Origin of the sequence: Kineococcus rhizosphaerae (assembly GCF_003002055.1) — a bacterium.
Classification (GTDB): domain Bacteria; phylum Actinomycetota; class Actinomycetes; order Actinomycetales; family Kineococcaceae; genus Kineococcus; species Kineococcus rhizosphaerae.
This window is the reverse complement of sequence record NZ_PVZF01000006.1, coordinates 1-19,165: the sequence shown is the minus strand read 5'-3', so window position 1 is coordinate 19,165 and position 19,165 is coordinate 1. Positions and strand designations below refer to the sequence as shown.

The 19,165-nt window shown below is 74.1% G+C and carries 18 protein-coding genes and 1 pseudogene; 12 read left to right on the top strand and 7 right to left on the bottom strand.

The genetic code is table 11. The features are described from left to right. Nucleotides 1-7: 7 nt before the first annotated feature. Genes CLV37_RS12580 through CLV37_RS12560 form a run of 5 tightly spaced genes read left to right on the top strand, consistent with a single transcriptional unit; the run spans nt 8 to nt 3,903 of the window. Entirely contained in the window at nt 8-946 is a 939-nt protein-coding gene (locus CLV37_RS12580) for an SDR family oxidoreductase (RefSeq protein WP_106211332.1), read from the top strand. Nucleotides 947-951: 5 nt separating this feature from the next. Continuing rightward, nucleotides 952-1,842: an amidohydrolase family protein gene (locus CLV37_RS12575; RefSeq protein WP_281260532.1), complete on the top strand. Its 891-nt coding sequence runs from the start codon at nt 952-954 to the stop codon at nt 1,840-1,842. Continuing rightward, nucleotides 1,839-2,303: a MaoC/PaaZ C-terminal domain-containing protein gene (locus tag CLV37_RS12570; RefSeq protein ID WP_106210836.1), complete on the top strand. Its 465-nt coding sequence runs from the start codon at nt 1,839-1,841 to the stop codon at nt 2,301-2,303. The genes CLV37_RS12575 and CLV37_RS12570 overlap by 4 nt, the downstream gene beginning before the upstream one ends. Nucleotides 2,304-2,358: 55 nt before the next feature. Then, nucleotides 2,359-2,799, top strand: a complete 441-nt coding sequence (locus tag CLV37_RS12565) for a MarR family winged helix-turn-helix transcriptional regulator (RefSeq protein ID WP_106210834.1) — start codon at nt 2,359-2,361, stop codon at nt 2,797-2,799. A 48-nt stretch (nt 2,800-2,847) separates the two neighbouring features. Beyond that, a complete protein-coding gene (locus CLV37_RS12560; protein ID WP_106210832.1) occupies nt 2,848-3,903 on the top strand; it encodes an aldo/keto reductase in 1,056 nt (351 codons plus the stop codon). 178 nt (nt 3,904-4,081) lie between these two features. Here the strand turns inward: CLV37_RS12560 and CLV37_RS12555 are convergent, their stop codons facing one another. Next, a complete protein-coding gene (locus CLV37_RS12555) occupies nt 4,082-5,734 on the bottom strand; it encodes a CYTH and CHAD domain-containing protein (protein WP_106210830.1) in 1,653 nt (550 codons plus the stop codon). A 147-nt stretch (nt 5,735-5,881) separates the two neighbouring features. Between CLV37_RS12555 and CLV37_RS12550 the strand changes: the two genes are divergently transcribed. Further along, nucleotides 5,882-6,124 carry a DUF6458 family protein gene (locus CLV37_RS12550; RefSeq protein WP_106210828.1) on the top strand — a complete coding sequence of 81 codons (243 nt, stop codon included), beginning with the start codon at nt 5,882-5,884 and terminating at the stop codon, nt 6,122-6,124. 198 nt (nt 6,125-6,322) lie between these two features. Here CLV37_RS12550 and CLV37_RS12545 read toward each other — a convergent pair whose 3' ends face one another. Next, on the bottom strand, nt 6,323-8,113 hold the full coding sequence (locus CLV37_RS12545; RefSeq protein ID WP_106210826.1) for a bifunctional metallophosphatase/5'-nucleotidase: 1,791 nt from the start codon (nt 8,111-8,113) through the stop codon (nt 6,323-6,325). Nucleotides 8,114-8,175: 62 nt separating this feature from the next. Continuing rightward, the gene (locus CLV37_RS12540; RefSeq protein ID WP_106210824.1) at nt 8,176-10,779 is read right to left on the bottom strand and encodes an ExeM/NucH family extracellular endonuclease; all 2,604 of its coding nucleotides are present in this window, start codon (nt 10,777-10,779) and stop codon (nt 8,176-8,178) included. Between the two features lie 276 nt (nt 10,780-11,055). Here CLV37_RS12540 and CLV37_RS12535 point away from each other — a divergent pair, with 276 nt between their 5' ends. Further along, nucleotides 11,056-11,370: an ANTAR domain-containing protein gene (locus CLV37_RS12535; protein WP_106210822.1), complete on the top strand. Its 315-nt coding sequence runs from the start codon at nt 11,056-11,058 to the stop codon at nt 11,368-11,370. Between the two features lie 28 nt (nt 11,371-11,398). Here CLV37_RS12535 and CLV37_RS12530 read toward each other — a convergent pair whose 3' ends face one another. Next, the gene (locus CLV37_RS12530) at nt 11,399-12,139 is read right to left on the bottom strand and encodes a GAF and ANTAR domain-containing protein (RefSeq protein ID WP_106210820.1); all 741 of its coding nucleotides are present in this window, start codon (nt 12,137-12,139) and stop codon (nt 11,399-11,401) included. A 72-nt stretch (nt 12,140-12,211) separates the two neighbouring features. Beyond that, nucleotides 12,212-12,481 (bottom strand): hypothetical protein, encoded by a 270-nt coding sequence (locus CLV37_RS12525; RefSeq protein WP_106210818.1) that lies wholly within the window; start codon nt 12,479-12,481, stop codon nt 12,212-12,214. Between the two features lie 169 nt (nt 12,482-12,650). On the opposite strand from CLV37_RS12525, the gene CLV37_RS12520 reads away from it, so the two are divergent. The 4 genes from CLV37_RS12520 to CLV37_RS12505 are packed head-to-tail and all read left to right on the top strand — an operon-like array spanning nt 12,651 to nt 16,915. Next, nucleotides 12,651-13,274 carry a biliverdin-producing heme oxygenase gene (locus CLV37_RS12520; RefSeq protein ID WP_106210816.1) on the top strand — a complete coding sequence of 208 codons (624 nt, stop codon included), beginning with the start codon at nt 12,651-12,653 and terminating at the stop codon, nt 13,272-13,274. Beyond that, a complete protein-coding gene (locus CLV37_RS12515) occupies nt 13,267-15,510 on the top strand; it encodes a SpoIIE family protein phosphatase (protein ID WP_106210814.1) in 2,244 nt (747 codons plus the stop codon). Before CLV37_RS12520 ends, CLV37_RS12515 begins: the two co-directional genes overlap by 8 nt. After that, nucleotides 15,507-16,583 carry a DUF4037 domain-containing protein gene (locus tag CLV37_RS12510; protein ID WP_211298601.1) on the top strand — a complete coding sequence of 359 codons (1,077 nt, stop codon included), beginning with the start codon at nt 15,507-15,509 and terminating at the stop codon, nt 16,581-16,583. The genes CLV37_RS12515 and CLV37_RS12510 overlap by 4 nt, the downstream gene beginning before the upstream one ends. Then, complete coding sequence (locus CLV37_RS12505) at nt 16,580-16,915, top strand: hypothetical protein (protein WP_106210812.1); 336 nt, start codon at nt 16,580-16,582, stop codon at nt 16,913-16,915. Before CLV37_RS12510 ends, CLV37_RS12505 begins: the two co-directional genes overlap by 4 nt. 32 nt (nt 16,916-16,947) lie before the next feature. Here the strand turns inward: CLV37_RS12505 and CLV37_RS12500 are convergent, their stop codons facing one another. Both CLV37_RS12500 and CLV37_RS12495 read right to left on the bottom strand, forming a co-directional pair. Next, nucleotides 16,948-17,511: a dihydrofolate reductase family protein gene (locus CLV37_RS12500; RefSeq protein ID WP_106210810.1), complete on the bottom strand. Its 564-nt coding sequence runs from the start codon at nt 17,509-17,511 to the stop codon at nt 16,948-16,950. Between the two features lie 13 nt (nt 17,512-17,524). Beyond that, entirely contained in the window at nt 17,525-18,565 is a 1,041-nt protein-coding gene (locus tag CLV37_RS12495) for a LacI family DNA-binding transcriptional regulator (RefSeq protein ID WP_106210808.1), read from the bottom strand. 287 nt (nt 18,566-18,852) lie between these two features. On the opposite strand from CLV37_RS12495, the pseudogene CLV37_RS12490 reads away from it, so the two are divergent. Next, nucleotides 18,853-19,165: pseudogene (locus tag CLV37_RS12490) on the top strand (sugar ABC transporter substrate-binding protein); the annotation flags it as partial.

The window sequence follows — 19,165 nt, the reverse complement described above, 5'->3', positions numbered from 1 at the left end:
CATGAGCATCTCCCTGCAGGGCAAGGTCGCCGTCGTCACCGGCGCCGGGGCCGGCCTCGGCGCCGCGTACGCGCTCGCGCTGGCGCGCGCCGGGGCGGCGGTCGTCGTCAACGACGCCGTCGAGGCCGCGGCCGCGGCGACGGTCGCGCGGATCGAGGAGTCCGGTGGCCGTGCGGTCGCCGTCGTCGCCCCCGTGGGATCGACCGAGACCGCGCAGGCGCTGGTGGACACGGCCGTCGAGCGGTTCGGGGGTTTCGACGTCCTGGTCACCAACGCCGGGATCCTGCGCGACAGGTCGCTGCTGAAGATGACCGACGACGACTTCGACCAGGTCCTCGCCGTCCACGTGCGGGGGACGTTCACCTGCGTGCGCGCGGCCTACGCCTCGTTCAAGGACCGCGGGGTGGCCGGTCGCATCGTGACCGTCGGCTCGCCCACGGGCCAGCGCGGGAACTTCGGGCAGACGAACTACGCCGCGGCCAAGGCCGCGATCGTGGGCATGGTCCGCACGTGGGCGCTGGAGATGGCGCGCGCGCAGGTCACGGTGAACACCGTCGTCCCGGTGGCGGCCACGGCGATGACCCGCACCGTCCCCTACTTCGCCGCGGCCGTCGAGGCGCTGGACGCGGGGGAACCGATCCCGGACTTCTACCGCCAGGACCTGGGTTTCGGGACGCCCGAGGACGTCGCCGGCCTGGTGGTGTTCCTGGCCTCCGACGAGGCCGCGGGGATCAGCGGGCAGGTGCTGGGCGCCGGCGGGGACCGGGTGCAGGTGTGGAGCCACCCCGAACCCGTCGTCACCGCCTCCCACGCCGGCGGCTGGGACGCCGACACCCTCGCCGCCGAGTTCGCCCCGACGCTGCGCGAGAACCTGCAGCCGGTGGGGGAGCGGTTCCCCGACCTGCCCGCCGAGCTGGTCCGGACGCCCGCCCGGCCCGGGGCCTGAACCCCGTGTACCGCCCGGAGATCGACGTCGCGCACCTGGCCGCCGTCGACGTCCACGTGCACGTCGAGGTCGGCCACGACGGGCACACCGCGCTGCCGCCGGACCTGGCGGCGGCGGCCGCGGCGTACTTCCGCACCGACGGCACCACCCCGGACCTGACGTCGATCGCGCAGTTCTACCGCGACCGGAACATGGCCGCGGTGGTGTTCACCGTCGACGCCGAGACCGAACTGGGGCACCCGCCGATCCCGAGCGAGACGGTCGTCGAGCAGGCCGCCGACCACGCCGACGTCCTCGTCCCGTTCGCCTCGGTCGACCCGCGCCGGCCCGACGCGGTGGAGCGGGCGAGTTCGCTCGTCCTCGACCACGGGGCACGGGGTTTCAAGCTGCACCCCACCGTGCAGGGTTTCGACCCCTCCGCGGAGGAGTTCGGCCCGTTCTGGGCCGCGCTGGCCGGCCTGGGTGTCCCCGTCCTCGTCCACACCGGGCAGACCGGGATCGGGGCGGGCACCCGCGGTGGGCGCGGGTTGCGGCTGCGGTACTCGAACCCGATGCTGCTCGACGACGTGGCCGCCGACCACCCCGACCTGACGCTGATCTTCGCGCACCCGTCGGTGCCGTGGCAGGACGAGGCCATCTCCATCGCCACCCACAAGACGAACGTCGCGATCGACCTGTCCGGCTGGCGGCCCAAGTACTTCCCTCCCCAGCTGGTCCGGGCCGCGGACACGGTCCTGAAGGACCGGGTCCTGTTCGGCTCGGACTTCCCGATGATCCACCCCGACCGGTGGCTCGCGGACTTCGCCGACCTCCCGGTCCGCGACGAGGTCCGCCCGCTCGTGCTGCGCGATAACGCGCTGCGCATCCTCGACCTCTCACCGAAACCCCAGGAGTGACCGTGGCAGAGCAGAAGACCGTCCGACTCGACGAACTGGCCGGGCTCGTCGGCACCGACATCGGTCCGTCGGACTGGATGGACGTCGACCAGGGACGCATCGACCGGTTCGCGGCCGCCACCGACGACCACCAGTGGATCCACACCGATCCCGACCGGGCGAAGGACGGGCCGTTCGGCACGACGATCGCCCACGGGTTCCTCACCCTGTCGCTGTTCATCCCCCTGTGGACCAGCGTCTTCGACGTGGAGGGGGTGACCACCAAGGTCAACTACGGCCTCGACCGGGTCCGCTTCACCGCGCCCGTCCCCGCGGGGTCCCGGGTCCGGCTCGTGGGGACCCTCAAGGAGGTCACCGAGGTCAAGGGTGGCGTCCAGCTCGCGGTCTCGGGGACCATCGAGGTCGAGGGTCAGGAACGGCCGGCGGTCGTCGTGGACTTCCTGGCCCGCTTCTACGCCTGAGCGTCCCCGGGCCGGACGGGGCGGGGTGGCGCGCGCGGTGGGGTTGGATGGGACGGTGCCCACCGCGAAGGACGTCACCCTGCTCTACCTCGTCAAGCAGGTCGAGCTCGCCGTGCGGCACCGCCTGGACGCGGTCGTCGCCGAGCACGGCCTGACGTCCCTGCAGTACACGGCGCTGACCGTCCTGGCGCGGCACCCGGGCATGTCGGCGGCGGACCTGGCCCGCAACTCCTTCGTGCGGGCCCAGACGATGACGCAGATGGTCCTCGACCTCGAGGGCAAGGGGCACCTGTCGCGCGAGGTCGACCCCAGTTCCCGGCGGCGCATGCTGCTGACCCTGACCGACCGGGGCCGGCGGGTGCTGGAGGACCTGCGGGAACCGGTCGCGGCCCTGGAGGCCGGCATGGTCGAAGGGATGAGCGCCGCCGACCGGGCCGCCTTCCGGGCGGCCCTGGAGAGCGCGCGGCGGGCGCTGGGGCAGGCGCCCCCGCGCTGAGGCGGGACTCGCCGCGTCCCGGCCCGTGCGCACGGGTAGCGTCGCGCCATGGAACACCGACGACTCGGAAGGTCGGGACTGCGCGTCTCGACGATCACCCTGGGGACGATGACGTTCGGCGGCAAGGGCGCCTTCGCGGCGGTCGGGAACAGCGACGTCGCCACCGCCCGCCGGCAGGTCGACCGAGCGATCGAGGCGGGCGTCAACCTCGTCGACACCGCCGACATGTACTCGGACGGTCTGAGCGAGGAGATCACCGGTGAGGTCCTGCAGGGCCGCTACGACGACGTGCTCATCGCCACCAAGGCGCGCATGGTCGTCGGCCCCGGCCCCAACGACGGGGGAGCCTCCCGCCACCACCTCGTCCGCTCGGTCGAACGCAGCCTGAAGCGCCTGAGGACCGACCACATCGACCTGTACCAGATCCACGAGTGGGACGGGCAGACGCCGCTGGAGGAAACCCTCGAGGCGCTCGACACCCTCGTCCGTTCCGGCAAGGTCCGCTACGTCGGGGCGTCGAACTACACCGGCTGGCAGCTCATGAAGGCGCTGGCGACCTCCGACGCCCGCGGCTACCAGCGCTACGTCTCCCAGCAGATCCACTACACGCTGCAGGCCCGCGACGCCGAGGACGAACTCGTCCCGCTGACCCTGGACCAGGACCTCGGCGTCCTGGTGTGGAGCCCGCTGGCCGGGGGGCTGCTGTCGGGCAAGTACCGCCGCGACGCCTCCGCGCCGGAGGGTTCGCGGCACCTGGGGGACTGGGACGAACCGCCGGTCCACGACGAGGGCAAGCTGTACGACATCGTCGACGTCCTCGTCGAGGTCGGTGCGGCGCACGGGGTCTCGGCGGCGCAGGTGGCGCTGGCGTGGCTGCTGGGCCGCCCGGGGGTGACCTCGCTCGTGGTCGGGGCCCGCACCGACGAGCAGCTGGCCGACAACCTCGCCGCGGCCGACCTCGTGCTGACCGACGACGAACGGGCCCGCCTGGACGCGGTCAGCGCGGTTCCGCTGAGGTACCCGCACTGGCACCAGGCCGCGACGGCGAAGGACCGGTTGTCGGCCGCGGACCTGAGCCTGCTCGGACCGCACCTGGCGGGGTGAGAAGGGGTGCTCGCGGGGTGCGGGACGCGGTGCCGCAGCGGCGCGTCGCGGCTCCCCGGCCGTGCCGCCGGGTAGGTTCCCGGTCCCGGTCCGGTCAGTGACGACCGAGGGGGCGGCGAGCGATCTCGCCGCCCCCCTGCCTCACCGCCGGACGCCGCCCGCGCGGCTCGCGTCCGGTTCAGCGGAGCCAGCGGTGGAGGCGCTTGGTCCGCATCGTGGCCCAGGTCTGCTCGAAGTCGGCGTCAGTGGCCGCGGAGTGCGCCTCCTCCTGGGCGAAGAGGCGGCCGTAGGCGAACGCGACGTCGGGGCGGGCGGAGGCCGCGAGGTCCTGCAGGCGCTGACGCGTGACGACGGAGTCCTGGTGCTCGCCGAGCACCTCCTGGACGTCGGTGACCGCACGGGCGAAGCGCTTGGCGTCCTTGCCGAAGACGACCGCGACCGCTTCGGCGGCGTACCGGACCTGCTTGGCCGCCTTGCGCGCCTCGTGCAGCAGTTCGTCGCGTTCGTGGCCGGGTTCGCGGCCCTCGGCCTCCTCGACGAGCTGGGCCAAGGCCTTGAACGTCTTGGCCACCCGGCCGGGCAGGACCTCGTCGGCGCGGCGGCGGCCGCGGGCGGTCACGGCGGGGTGCTCGACGAGGTGCTGCAGCCAGTCCAGCAGCGCCTGGTACCGCTCGGAGTCCAGTTCGGCCAGCACCTGGTCGTGGGCCCTGCGGTAGTCGCCCTCGAGCTGCAGGTGGACCAGCTGCGGCACGGCCCCGGTGGCGGCCGGGTCGGCGGGCTGCTGGTCGGGGTCGGCGTCGAGGGAGGCCACCGAGCGCACGAGCCGGTCGCGCAGGACCTCGGCGTCGCGGGCCGTGCCCAGTTCGGCGGCCAGCCAGCGCAGTTCGTCGCGGACGGGTTTCGTGGGGTCGGCCAGCAGGGGCTGGAAGGTGCGCAGCGCGCTGCGCAGCCGCCGGGTGGCCACGCGCATCTTGTGGATGCTGTCGGGTTCGTCGGCCCGGACCCGCGGGTCCTGGTCGAGGATCTGCTGGACCTGCTCGCTCAGGTGGACGAGCAGGACGTCGGCGGCTGCGGACTTCCGGCTCAGGTCGGTGCGTCGCGGCCCGGTGCGGGCGAGGGTGCGCGTCCCGGCCGACTCCGCCACCGGTGGGGCCGGGGTCTCGGGAGCGGGGCCGGTGCCGGTGAGGATCCGCCCCACCTTCGACGCGCTGGCGGCGTGCTGCAGCCCGGCCGCGCGCAGGCCGGCGTCGAGGGCGTGCAGGAGTTCGCGGTCACCGTCGAGGAGTTCGAGCTCCGCCTCGCGCCAGGACTGCGTCGCGCCGGCGGCGTCACCGGGTCCCGTGCTGGATCCGGGGCCGGGCCGCAGGCGCCGTGCCTCGACGTGGTCGTCGGCCAGTTCGGCCAGCCGGGTACCGGTGGCGTCCAGCACGGTCCGCACGTGCCGGCGGGTGCTGACGTGCGCCACGGGGACGAGGGGTTCGTCGCCGGTGAGCTCGGCCACCAGGCGGCGCAGGGCAGCGGGGACGGTGCGCACGGCGCGCCCCAGCGGCAGCCGCTGTTCGAGCCGGGCGCCCTCGCCGCCGGGGGTCTTCAGGTGCCAGCCGGCGTCGGGGCCCCCGGTGCGGCGGCGCAACGTGGTGCGCGCGGCCTGCAGGCGCAGGTCGGCGGTGTCGAAGTAGGTGGCTTCCAGCTGGTGCTCGCCGAGGTCGCCTTCGCGGTAGCCGCGTGCGGTCGCGTCGGGCAGTTGCGCGAGCACCGGGGCCAGGGGAGGCAGGTCGGCCCCGGGGGGGACGTCGTACTTGATCTCGACTTCTTCGTGCTCGCTGACCATGGTCCCGTTCTACCGGTGCAGGTGCGGCGGCGCGCGGGGTGCGGCCGAGGACCGGGGCCGTGCAGGCAGCACCGTCCGGTTCCGGCGAACGGGTGGTTCCGCCGTCCTCGCCGCGCCGACCCGGCGGGCCGTGCTCAGTCTTGAGGCATGCGCTTGGGAACCAGCATCTTCTTGCTCGCCGTGGGGGCGGTCCTCACCTTCGCCGTCACCGTCTCGGTGTCCGGCATCGACCTGTCGACCGTGGGGGTGATCCTCATGGTGGTCGGCGCGCTCGGGATCGTGCTCGAGTTCGCCTTGTTCCGGCCCCGCGGCCGGTCCATCACCAGCACCGCCAGCGTCGACCCCGTGACGGGCAGCACGGTCCGTCGCACGACCGACCGCAGCATCTGAGGGCACCCGCCGGTGGGGTTCGGGACCGGCTGAGTCCGGGACTCGGCTGAGTCGAGTCGTCGCCGCGAGGGGTTCTGGTCCACGTCCGTCGCGGAGCCGGACCGCGACGTCGCGGTGGGACGGACGCCGCTGCCCCCGGCACCGTGCGGTCGAGACCGCTCGTCGGCGCCGGGGGCAGGGGGCTGGGAACTCCTCGGGTCAGCTGCGGGTGCTGATGCGCTCCAGGGCGGGAGCCGTGACGGGGGAGTTCGCGCCGAGGTAGGCGGTGAAGGCGTCCAGGTCGATGGGGCCGGTGACCGCGCCGCTCCCTTCGGTCAGGACGCTGAAACCGTCGCCCCCGCCGGCGAGGAAGTTGTTGACGGTGATGCGGTAGGTCGCCGTGTCCGTGACCGGCTGCCCGGCGATGGCGACGGTGTCGTCGATCACGCGGCTGCCGGTGCAGGGGTCGGCCCCGGTGGCCGCGGTGGTCCCGGTGGTGTCCACGGTGTACGTGAGGGTGGAGGAGGGGTAGAGGGTGCGCCCGACCTGGAACTGCTGCTCGAGCAGGCACTGCAGCTGGGCGCCGGTGACGTCCAGGGTGACGAGGTTGTTGGCGAACGGCTGGACGGTGAACGCCTCCTCGTAGGTCACCGGCCCGGCCGACAGGTCGGCCCGGACCCCGCCGGGGTTCATCAGGGCGGCGACCGCGCCCTGCTCGTCGTCGGTGGCGGCCAGCTGCGCGTCGGCGATCACGTCCCCCAGCGTCGACTCGCCCAGGGCGAACAGGGGCGCGCCGGTGGAGGAGGTGCCGGTGGGGAACAACTGCTCCTGGGTGCGGGTGAGGTCCTGGGCGGCGGTGCCGACCTGGGCGGTGGCGATGGGGCCCAGCGCCGTGCGGTAGCGGTCGATCAGCGCGGTCTGGGCCGGGTCCTTCGCCACGTCGCGGGTGACGACGACGTTGTCGGCCGTGGCCGAGGTGACGTCGCCGCTGCGGCGGTCGATCGACAGGTCGATGTCGGTGACCAGGCGCCCGGCGGAACTGGCGCTGGTGACCAGCTTGCCGTCGATCTCGCAGTTGTAGGCCTGGTGGGTGTGGCCGCTGACCACGACGTCGATGGCGTCGCTCATGCCCTCGGCGATGTCCACGACCGGTCCGGTCAGGCCGTGGCAGCCGTCGACGTCCCAGGCGTCGGGACCGGTCTGCTGCCCGCCCTGGTGCAGCAGCACCACGATGGACTCCACCCCCCGGGCCTGCAGCTCACCGGCGTACCGGTTCGCGGTGGCGATCTCGTCGGCGAAGTCGAGGCCGGCGACCCCCTGCTGGCTGACGATGTCGCCGGTCCCCTCCAGGGTCATGCCGATGAAGCCGACCTCCACGCCCTGCACCTTGCGCACGGCGTACGGGGCCAGCAGCGGCTGCCCGGTGGCGGTGACGAAGGCGTTGGCGGACAGGTACTGGAAGTCCGCTCCGGCGTAGGGGGTCCCGTCGGCGCAGCCGTCGACGGGGTGGCAGCCGCCGTTCTGGATGCGCAGCAGTTCGTCGGCACCCTCGTCGAACTCGTGGTTGCCGACGCTGGCGTAGTCGAGGCCGGCCAGGCCGAGGGCCTCGACGGTGGGTTCGTCGTGGAAGGCGGCGGACAGCAGGGGGGAGGCGCCGATGAGGTCGCCGGCGGCGACGGTGATGGTGTTCTGCTTCTTCTGCTGCGCGGCGAGCTGACGCAACTGGGTGGCCAGGAACTCCACGCCGCCGGCGTCGACGGTGACGGCGCTGCCGTCGGGGGCGACACCGGTCTGGATGCGCCCGCCGGACCCGGCGGGGGCCTCGAGGTTGCCGTGGAAGTCGTTCAGGGCCAGCAGCTGGACCTGCACCGGCGGCGGCCCGCCCGGGCGTCCGTGGCCGGACGCGGTGTTCGTGCCGGTGGCGTCGGGGTGGGCGGCGGCGCTCAGGGCACCGGCCACCAGGGTGGTCACGCCGACCAGGGCCAGCCGGCGCAGGGAGGGGGTCTTCACAACGGCTCCTCGGGGTAGGGGTGCAGCAGGGGGTCAGAGGGTGGGGGTCGGTCCCCGCAGGATCAGGACTCGGCGCCGTCCTGCTCGTGGCGGCCGCTGCCTCGGCCCTGGTCCAGGACGTCGGTGCCCGGTCCGCCGATCAGCACGTCGTCGCCGTTGTCGCCGCGCAGGCGGTCCTGGCCGAACCCGCCGACGAGGACGTCGTCGCCGTTGCCGCCGGAGACGACGTCGTCCCCGGCCCCGCCGCAGATCACGTCGTCGCCGTTGCCGCCGGAGATCACGTCGTTCCCGCCCAGCCCCGCGACGACGTCCCGGCCGTTCGTGCCGGTGAGAACGTCGTCGCCCGCAGTGCCGCGGATCGTGGGCACCAGCCCCTGGCAGCGCTCGTCGAGGTCGATGCCGAACACGACCGGGTCGTGGTCGCTGGAGCGGTACGGGTCCGGTGCGTACAGCGCCTCGTCCCCGGTGTACTGGTAGGCGGAGGACTCCACGGAGTTGATGTTCCAGTGCGTGGCGCCGGTGACCTTCGCGGTCAGTTCCGGGCTGGCGAGCGCGTGGTCCAGGGAACCGGAGAGCGCGTCGAAGACGTAGCTGTAGCGGCCCGCGTCGAAGCGCGCACCGAGGTCCACCAGTCCCGCGCGGGTCCGCAGGACCTCGATCGGGTCCTCCTGCGTGTAGGCGTTGAAGTCGCCGAGAGCCACCACATCGGGGTCACCGGTGCTGGTGCGCAGAGCGGCGACGAAACCGGCCAGCGACTGCGCCTGGCGGACGCGGTCACCGGTGAAGGAACCCTGGCCCTGGTCGCGGTTGTCGCCGGTCCCGGCGCCGCCCTTGGACTTGAAGTGGTCGGCCACCACCGTGAACCGGTCGCCGTCCGCGACGAACGTCTGCGCGATCGGCTCGCGGGCGTTGAACCACACGCTCTCGTCGACCAGGCCGACGGGGGCGCCCACCGGCTGCACGACGCCCCGCTTGTAGACGATCGCGTTGCGGATGACGTCGCGGTCCACGGCGTACAGCTCCGCCGGCATCGGCACGTACGCCCACTCCTCGAACCCGGCGGCGGTGTTCAGCCGGCCCACCAGGTCGGCCAGGGCGGTGTTCGCGTTCCCCGGGGTCAGGCCCGTGGAGTCGGTGTCCTCGATCTCCATGAGGGTGACCACGTCGGCGCCCAACGCACCGATCGCGGGCACGATCTTGCCGGCCTGCCGGTCGAGCTCGCCCTGGTCCTTCGCCCCGCGCCCGACGGTCTGGTCGAAGGTGAGGAAGTAGTTCAGGACGTTGAACGCCCCGACCCGCACGTCCCCGCCCACCGGGCCCGGCGCCGCGGGACGGGTGTCCTGGGCGGCGAACACGCCGTCGGCGCTGCCGTCGGCCGGCTGCAGCCGCCACGCGTCGAAGCCGAAGCCGAGCACCAGCGGTTCGGTGAAGTCCAGCTCGTCACCCACGCGCACCGGCGTGGCCGGGCTCAGGTACGGGCGCGTGCCCACCGAGACGCGGGAGCTGACGGCGTCGTCCAGGACGATGCTGCGCCGGGTGTTCTCCGCCGCGACCGCAGCGGCACCGGCGCCGGGACGGGCCAGCTCGGTCGGCTGCACCAGCAGCCCACCCTCGGACAGGGTCAGCTCGCCGAAGCTGGTCAGGTCGAACACCTCGCTGACGGTGAGGCGGTCGGCGGGGGCGACGAGCATCCCCTCCAGGCGCTCGCGGGTGGCGTCGTCGGCGGGCAGGTCCAGCGCCGCGGGCGCGGGCAGGTCCGCCGCCGAGCCGTCGGCGACGACCGTGACCCCGGAGGCGCGGACCTGCGTCTGGCCGCCGAACTCCTGCGCCTCGCCGGTCACGGTGACGGTGTCGCCCAGGTCCACGGCGGCGGTGCTGACCACGAAGACGCCGTCGGAGGTGGCGGGGTCGCCGTCGCCGTCGCGGTCCTGCAGGGAGAACCCGGACAGCCCCGGGGTGTCGCCGACGACGACGCCGGTGACGCTGACCTGCTGACCGTCCAGCGGGGTCGTCGCGCCGGTGCCCTGGACCGCGCCGATCTCGACGCTGCGGACAGGCCCGGGGGGAGGGGGAGCGGTCGTGGCGGGGTTGACGGAGCCGCGGGTGGCGGTCGCCGGCCCGGACCAGGTGGAGGTGCCGTCGGCGGCGACGGTGCGCGCCAGCGACTGCCCCGCCGGCTCGGTGCCCGTCTCCGAGACGCCGACGTCCGTGCTCGTGGTGCCGGCGGCGGGGCCGCCCGCCGCGGTGAAGGTGCCCTCGTAGGAGAGGAACTCGACCACGTCGGCGCCGCGCACGAGGGCGACGCCGTCCGGGGAGCCGTTCTGGACGCCGTTGACGGGGTAGTCGACGACGACCACCGCGGGGGCGTCGGCCGGCGCGGTGACCACCGGAAGGGCGTCGGTGTCGTACACGGCGCCGTTGCCGCCGTTGTAGAGCACGACGGACAGCCCGGCCGAGCTGGTGCCCGCAGGGACCTGGACCTCGACGAACTCCCCGGTGTCGGTGCCGGCGTTGTCGTAGTGGACCTCGGAGACGAACGGCGCGGTCGTGGGGGTCGGTGCGGCGGCGGAGGCCGTCGGCAGGCCGAGCGCGGTGAGCGCGGCGCCGGCGACGCCGAGGGCGAGGCAGCTGCCGGTCAGGCGTGTCGCGGGGATTCGGCGGAGCATGGTGGTCCTTCCGAGCAGGCACAGGGAGTGCTCAGAAGATAACTGGACGACACACGGGTCGACGGCGGTGCGGGGTGCGTCCCGGTTAATTCCTCGTGACGTCCCGGTGCGGTGCCGGGCCGGTCCTGCTCATCGGTCCGGCCCGTCGGCCCTGGCCCGCCGCGAGCTCGTCTGTCGTAAGATCTCCCGCAGGTTTCGCTCTGCCCAGACCTCGCTGTGCGAACCGCCTCCCGCCGACCGGCGGGGGGTCGGCTCCACCCGGAGGACGCAACGAGGATGCACGACGGTTCGCGCCGACTGGACGGCGCGCGCGAGGGCCAGCACGAGGACGGCGAGGCGCTGCTGGCCGAGGTGACCCAGCTGCGGACGGCGCTGACCCGCCGCCCGGTGATCGACATGGCCAAGGGCGCGATCATGGCGCTCACCCGCTGCGACGAGGACACCGCCTTCCGGCAGCTGTCGGAGGTGTCGCAGACGCACAACGTGAAGCTGTTCGACCTCGCCTCGGCGCTGCTGGGCGACCTGCAGCGTCCCGACCCCGGCACGTCCGAGGTCGACCGGCTGGTCCAGCAGAACTGGACCCGGCGGTGAGGTCGTCCCGTTGACCCGCGGGGCGGGCCTACGCCTGCCCCGCGCGGACGCGGTCGAGGTCGGCCACGACGTCCGCCGCCACGTCCCGCAGCCGGCGCCGCTGACCGCGCGCCTGCATCCTCAACTGCCCGAACGCCTCCTCGGGCCCGATCCGGTGCCGCTCCGCCAGGACGCCCTTCGCCTGCTCCAGCACGACGCGGCTGTCCAGGGCCTCCTGGAGCTGGTCGCGCAACCGCTCACCCTCGGCGGAGGCGATCAGCTGCCCGATCCCGATGCCCCCGAACGAGGCCATGGCGTGGGCGACGTCCGTCTCCACCGTCGAGAACGGCCCCTCGTGGTCGCGGAAGAGGTTCAGGGCGCCGATCGTGCGCCCCTGGACCTGCACCGGGACGGTGTGCACCGCGACGATCCCCTGCTCGCGGGCCTTGGCCGCGAACCGCGGCCACCGCTGGGCCATGTCGGCGGCCGTCGTCTCCGCCGTGGGCGCCCCGGTGCGGTAGCAGTCCAGGCACGGGCCCTCGTCGTCCTGCAGCTGGAAGAGCTCCACCACGAGCGCTTCGCTGGAGCTGGCCGCGAGGAGCTCGAGCCGCCCCGAGGAGTCCTCGACGAGCAACCCGACCGCGCTGGCCGAGAGCAGGTGCGCCGTGTGGTGCACCAGCCGGTGGGCCAGGTCCAGGGGCTCACCCCGCTCGGCCAGCACCGCGGCGACGTCGGCGACCGCCGCCGCGACCTCGTCCGCCCGCACGTCGGCCCGCGCCTCCGCCTCCACCGCACCCTCCTCCGCTCGGTCGTCCTCGTCCGAGGGTGCCAGGCGACGCGCGGCGGTGCGTGCCGAACCCTCTCAGCCGAGGAACGTCGACGGGTCCGGTCCCACCCGGCGCGGCACGCGCGGCAGGGGTCGGCACTGCCGCTCCAGGTCGTTGATCTCCAGGGCGCTGCGGGTCAGCTCGTCGTCGGCGGGATGCTCGACGCTGGCGGCGGCGACCAGCCGCCACCGCTCCTCGTAGGCCTCGTGCAGGGCCTGCAGCGGACGGTCCCGCACGTCGACCGTGAGGTCGGAGCGTCCGGGCGCCTGCTCGGCGAGCGGTTGACTGAGCGGCATCATGGTCATGAGGCACCTCACCGACTCGGGCTCCGCGGCTCGTGGCTCGACCACGGGTGGTTTCTAGAAGTGGACCACCGGCAGCGGACCCCGGCAACCCGAGCGTGTTGGACCACGTGCGGTGTGCGACTACCGTCGAACGGTGCTCCGCGCTGCGCGGGGCCGTGGAGGAGGAACGTTGTCCGACGTGCCCGTGCGACGCCGTGACCCCGAGGGCACCCTGGCCCGGTTGCGGGCCGCGACCACGCAGGCCCACCACGACCTCGACTCCTCCCTCGGCGTCCTGGACCGCCCGTGGGACCTCACCCGGCACCGCCGGTGGCTCGAGCTCACGTGGGGGCTGTTCGCGCCCCTGGAACGAGCCCTCGCCGGCTGGGCCGCGCAGGACCCCGGCGCTCTCGACGTCCGGGCCCGGGCCCGCGCCGACCTCGCGCTCGCCGACCTGCGGGCCCTGGGGGTCCCCGCGGCCGAGCTCGACGCCCTGACCGAGTGCCCCGGCACCCCGGCCGTCCCCGACCGGGCCACGGCCCTGGGCGTCTGCTACGTCCTCGACGGCTCGACGCTCGGCGGCCGGCTCATCGCCGAGGCCGTCGTCGCGGCCGGGGTCCCGGCCACGGCCACGACGTCCCTGACCGGGCGCGAGGGCGCGGGACGGCGCTGGCGGGACACGACGGCCGCCGTCGAGGCCGCCGGTCCCGACGCCGTGCCGGCCCTGGTCGCCGCCGCGCTCGCCACGTTCTCCGCCTACCGGACCTGGCTGGCCCCCCTGGAGCTGCAGGCGGCGGGGCCGGCCCGTGACTGAGGTCAGCCCCTACGTCCCGGCCTACGGCGAGGTCGACCTCACCAACTGCGACCGCGAACCCATCCACGTGCCGGGCGCGATCCAGCCGCACGGGTTCCTGCTCGCCGTCGACCGGAGCACCCGCACGGTGGTCGTCGCCTCCGAGACGACCGCCGCGTTCCTGGGCCGGCCCGCCGGCGAACTCCTCGGCCGGCCGCTGGGTGAGGTCCTGGGCGACCAGCTCGCCCTCGACGTGTTCGACGTCGAGGCCTCCGAGGTGCTGTCCGAACCCCTGCGGGCCCGGTTGGACCTGCTCTCGGGGGCGGCCACCGACGTCGACGTCGTGCTGCACCTGTCCGGGGACCGGCTCGTCGTCGAGGTCGAACCCGTCGGTTCCTCCACGGGCGTCTCCGCGGTGTCCTACCGGTCGGCGCGCGCCGCGGTGTCCCGGCTGTCCGAGACGTCGACGATGGACGAGCTGTGCCGCCGGCTGGCGCACGAGGTCCGCCGCCTCACGGGCTTCGACCGCGTCATGGTGTACCGGTTCGACGCCCAGTGGAACGGGGAGGTCGTCGCCGAGGACCGCCGCGAGGACCTCAACGCCTTCCTCGGCCTGCACTACCCGGCCAGCGACATCCCCGCCCAGGCCCGGCGCCTGTACACCGTGAACTGGACGCGGCTCATCGCCGACGTCTCCTACGTCCCGTCCCGGTTGCACCCCGTCCTGGACCCGGTGACGGGCGCCCCGCTGGACCTGTCCTTCTCGGTCCTGCGCAGCGTGTCCCCGATCCACGTGGAGTACCTGCGGAACATGGGCGTCACGGCGTCCATGTCGATCTCCCTGGTGCAGGACGGGCAGCTGTGGGGGCTCGTCGCCTGCCACCACTACTCCGGCCCGCACCGGCCGTCCTACGACGCCCGCTCGGCCGCGGAGTTCCTCGGCCAGACCGCCTCCCAGCTCATCGCGGGCCGGCAGCGTTCCGACGACCGCGAGGACGCCCTGCGCTCCCAGGAGCTGCTCGCCGCGCTCGTGGCGGACGTGTCCAGCTCCGGGCGCGACCCCCTCAGCAGCCTCGTGGCCGACGAGCGGCTCCTGGACCTGGTCGGCGCCGGCGGGGCCGCGCTGTTCGACGGCGACCGCGTCCTGACCGTCGGGCGGGTCCCGCACCGCGCTGCGCTGCAACGCGTCGCGACCATGCTCGCGCGCTCGGACGGGGCGCCGACGTTCACCGACCACCTGGCCTCGCTCCTGCCCAGCCTGTCCGAGGTCGAACACGAGGCCGCCGGGGCCCTGCGGGTGGGGCTGGGTGCGGACCGGTGGCTGCTGTGGGTGCGCCCGGAGCAGGAGGAGGTCGTCGACTGGGGCGGTGACCCGCACAACAAGGAGCTCGCCGCCGCCGAGGGCCCCGACGTCCGGCTCAGCCCCCGCAAGAGCTTCGAGAAGTGGCGCGAGACCGTCCGGGGCCGCAGCCTGCCGTGGGAGCGCTGGACCGCCGACACCGCCGAACGGCTGCGCAACCAGCTCACCTCCATCGTCCTGGGCCGCGCCCGCGACCAGATCGCCATCGCCGAGTCCCTGCAGCGCGCCGTCGTCCTCGACGAGGCGCCTGAGTTCGACCGGCTGCAGGTCCTGGCCCGCTACCGCCCCGCCGAGGGGTCCCAGCTCGGCGGGGACTGGTGGGACGCCCTCGACCTGCCCGACGGCCGCGTCGCGGTCGTCGTGGGCGACGTCGCCGGGCACGGGGTCCACGCGGCCGCCGCGATGGCTCAGCTGCGGACGGCGCTGCGGGCCTACCTGCTCGAGGGGCACAGCCCGGGCCACTGCCTCGACCGGCTCGACAACCTCGTCGGCACGCTGTTCAGCGACCACATGGCCACGGCCGTCATCGTCGTGCTCGACCCCGACCGGGGGACGGCGCGGTTCGCCAGCGCGGGGCACCCGCCGCCGCTGCTCGTCGCCGGCGGCACCTGCGAGGTCCTGCGCGTCCCCCCGCGGCCCCTGCTCGGGGTCGGCACCGGACGGGCCACGGACGTCGACGTCGAGGTCCCGCCGGGCGGTGCCGTGCTGCTGTACAGCGACGGGCTCGTCGAACGCCGCGGCGTGGCGCTCGACGAGACGATCGAGCGGCTGCGCGCCGCCGCCGCGGACGGCCCCGCCGGGGACGACCTGGCGTCCTACGTGGACCGCCTCATGACCGTCGTCCCCGGTGCCGAGGGCGACGACACGACGCTCGTCCTGCTGCGGCGCACCTCGTGACGGGCCGCGTCACGGGCCTGGTCACGGGCCTGGTCACCCCCCGGGTGAACGGCGCCGACCTGGCCCGCCGCTTCCACCACGAGGTCGTCGAACCCCTCGTGCGGGGCGAGTTCGGCGACGTGCCCCTCGTGGCCGGCCGCTTCGGCGGCGGGTCCGACGTCCTGGGCCACGACGACGACGTCTCCGCCGACCACGACTGGGGACTGCGCACGACCCTGCTGGTCCCCGCCGGGCCGCCCGTCGCGCGGTTCCTCCAGGACGCGCTGCCCGCGGAGTTCGCCGGGCACCCCGTCCGGTTCCCCACCACCTGGGACGGCTCGGCCCGTCACCGCGTCGAGGTGGCGACCGTCGAGGACTTCGTCCGCGCCCGCCTCGGCGTCGGGCCGCAGGACCCCTGGTCGGTGGCCGACTGGCTGTCGTTCACGGGGCAGGCGGTGCTGGAACTGCGCGCCGGCCCCGTGTTCGCCGACGACGAGGGCCGGTGGGAGGAGCTGCGGCGCAGGCTGACCTGGTACCCCGACGACGTCTGGCGCTACCTGGTGGCCAGCGCCTGGAAGCAGCTCGAGCAGGAACTGCCCTTCGTCGGGCGCACCGGCTCGCGCGGGGACGACCTGGGGTCCCGCGTGATCGCCGCCCGTCTGGGCGAGGTGGCGGTGCGCCTGGGGCTGCTGCTCGACCGGACCTGGGCCCCGTACGCCAAGTGGCTCGGGACGGCGGCTGCGGCCGCTCCCGGCGGGCGGGTGCTGCCGGCGTTGTCCCGGGCGCTGCGGGCGCAGGACTGGCGCGAGCGCGAGGACGCGCTGTGCGCGGCCCTGGAGGACCTGCTGGCCCACCAGCGCGACGTCCTCGGCGGACCTGCGCGGGCGACGGGCCCCTTCCACGACCGGCCGTTCCGCGGCGTCGTCGAGCACCTCGCCGAGGACGTGCTCGCCCCCGTCACCGACCCCGCCGTCCGGGCGCTGCCGCTGGGGGCGGGATCCGTCGAGGGGTTCGTGCGTGCCGTCGACGTGCTCGTCCGTCCGGACCTGCGCCGGGCGCTCGCCGCCGGGCTCACGGACGGGACCGCCCGGTGAGCGGGGCCGAGGACGCGCTGCTCGGTGCGGTGACCCGCGCCGGGCAGAGCGTGCTGGCCTCCCTGCCGCTCACCGGCGGGACGTTCGGGGCGTCGGGAGCGCTCGCGGTCTCGGCCACCGAGCTGTGGCTGTCCCAGCCCCAGCTGCTCGGTGGGCCGGCGGTCGCCTCCGTCGCGCGCGGCGAGGTGCGCCGCGCGGTGGCGCGCCGGGCGCGCTTCGGCGGGTACGTCCTGGACCTGCAGCTGGACGGTCGCCGGGTGCGGCTGACCACGCGCGCGTCCGGTGCCGACGTCGAGGCCTTCCTGGCGGTGCTGGGCGTCGTGCGCGACTGAGGAGCGGCGCCGCCCCGGCGCACGGCGCCGTCTCAGTGCACGACGTCGTAGACGAGCTTGACGATCCCGTTGGCGTAGGTCTGCGACTCCCGCACCGACAGCTTCTGGGTGTCCTTGTCGGTCTCGCTCCACAGCCGCTTCCCGGCACCGAGGAGCAGGGGGAAGACGAGCAGGTGGTAGCGGTCCACGAGACCGGCGTCGGCCAGCGACCGGGCCAGGGTCGCGCTGCCGTGCACCGCGATCGGGCCGCCGTCGGTCTCCTTCAGCGCCGCGACCTCGTCGAGGGAGCGCAGGATCGTCGCCGGCCACCGGTCGTCCTGGGCCGCCAGCGTCGTGGAGACCACGTACCGGGGCATCGCGTTGTACCCGGCGAAGTCGTCCATGGTCGGCCAGACGGGGGCGAAGGCCTCGTAGCTGGTGCGCCCCAGCAGCAGGGCCGTCGTCTCCTCCTGCTCCCGGCCCTTGATCTCGTAGGCCGCGGGGTCGAACGCCACGTCCCGGAACGTCCAGCCGGAGTTGCGGTAGCCCGGCTCCCCGCCGGGGCCCTCCACCACGCCGTCGAGGGAGGTGAACGCGGTGACGATCAGCATGCGCACGGGCCGACGCTACCTAGCGCAGGGGTGCCGTGGAACCCCGCACGACGAGTTCGGTGGCGAGCTCGACGTGGTGGGAGTCCAGTTGCTCACCGCTCGCCATCCGCAGCACGGTCCGCAGCGCCACCCGGCCCATGTCGCGCAGCGGCTGGCGCACCGTCGTCAGCGGGGGAGCGGCCATCGGCGCCAGCTCGGTGTCGTCGAAGCCCGTCACCGACAGGTCGTCGGGCACCCGCAGACCCAGGGTCCGGGCGGCCTCCATGATGCCCAGGGCGATCGAGTCGCAGCCGCCCACGACGGCCGTCGGGCGGTCGGGGCCCGCGAGCAGCCGGTGCCCCAGGCGCCGTCCGGCGTCGTAGCGGAAGTCCTCGTTGAGGATGTGGAGCGGGTCCGGGGCCAGCCCCGCCGACTCCATGGCGGCCCGGTAGCCGTGCAGCCGGGCCTGGTTGCACTGCGACCCGGGCGGTCCGCCCACCCAGGCGATGTTGCGGTGGCCCTGCGCCAGCAGGTGGTTGGTGGCGCTCATGCCGCCGGTGAAGTTCGTGGACCCGACGCTCGCCACCTCGCGGCGGGGCAGGTTGAGCGGGTCGATGACCACCAGCGGCAGGTTCACGGCCGCGAGCGCGTCCACGTGCGCGCCCGTCAGCTCACCCGTCACGACGATGACGCCCGTGCGCCCGGCCTGGGCCAGCGAACGGGCCCAGGACCGCGGCGGCCCGGGGTAGCGGCCCGCGCGCTGCTCGCGCAGCAGGCCCACGACGACGGCCGCCCCGGCCTCGCGCGCGGCGTCGACGACCCCGTCGACGACGGTCGTGGCGTAGGAGGAGAAGTCACCGTCGATGAGGAACTCGACCGTCGCGGAGACCGTGTTGGGCCGGCGGGCCGAGGGCGGTGAGTAGTCATGGGCGACGAGCAGCTCCTCGACGAGGGCGCGGGTCTCGGGCGACACGTCCTCGCGGCCGTTGACGACCTTGGAGACGGTCGCGATCGAGACCCCGGCGCTCGCGGCGATGGTCGCCAGGGTCGTCTTGTGGTGCGCGCGTGGACTGTCCAGCACGGGTCCTCCTCGACTCACGTGCTGCGACTGTACGGCCTGCGACGTCCTCGCCGCTAGGTCTTCTCGAAAACTTTCGAGTCGTGATCGTGACCCGATCGTGCTCTCCCGCAAGCTTTGGGGCCGTTCGCCGGGCGATCTTTCTGCAAGCTTGACCGAAAGGCGACGAGCAACCTATGGTCGGCGCAGACGACGCGGTCGAAACCTTTTCGATCACGTTCGGCGCGGTCCCACCCGGGGTCGTGCAAGCGACAGCCGCAGGGAAGCGGCTCGGCACAACGGAGATCACTGTGGATCACAACCGCGCTTCGCGTCGGTCCTTCCTGGCCCTGGCCACCGCCACCCCGCTGGTCGCGACCGCGCTGGCGTCGTGCGGCGACTCCGGCCCCGCGGGATCGAGCTCGGGCGACACCGCCACCGACTGGATCCTGTCGGGTCAGCCCAAGGAGGGCATCCGCCAGACCGCCGTCGACGACTGGAACAAGGCGCACGACGACCAGCAGATCAAGACGAGCTCGTTCCAGAACGACGCCTACAAGGCCAAGATCAAGACGGCCATCGGCGCCGGCCAGGCCCCGACCATCATCTTCGGCTGGGGCGGCG

Excerpts from the sequence above, each read along its gene's own strand:
- CLV37_RS12535 (WP_106210822.1), top strand. The coding sequence starts at position 11,056 with ATGCACGACGGTTCGCGCCGACTGGACGGCGCGCGCGAGGGCCAGCAC.
- CLV37_RS12525 (WP_106210818.1), bottom strand. The coding sequence starts at position 12,481 with ATGACCATGATGCCGCTCAGTCAACCGCTCGCCGAGCAGGCGCCCGGA.
- CLV37_RS12555 (WP_106210830.1), bottom strand. The coding sequence starts at position 5,734 with ATGGTCAGCGAGCACGAAGAAGTCGAGATCAAGTACGACGTCCCCCCC.
- CLV37_RS12540 (WP_106210824.1), bottom strand. The coding sequence starts at position 10,779 with ATGCTCCGCCGAATCCCCGCGACACGCCTGACCGGCAGCTGCCTCGCC.
- CLV37_RS12550 (WP_106210828.1), top strand. The coding sequence starts at position 5,882 with ATGCGCTTGGGAACCAGCATCTTCTTGCTCGCCGTGGGGGCGGTCCTC.
- CLV37_RS12560 (WP_106210832.1), top strand. The coding sequence starts at position 2,848 with ATGGAACACCGACGACTCGGAAGGTCGGGACTGCGCGTCTCGACGATC.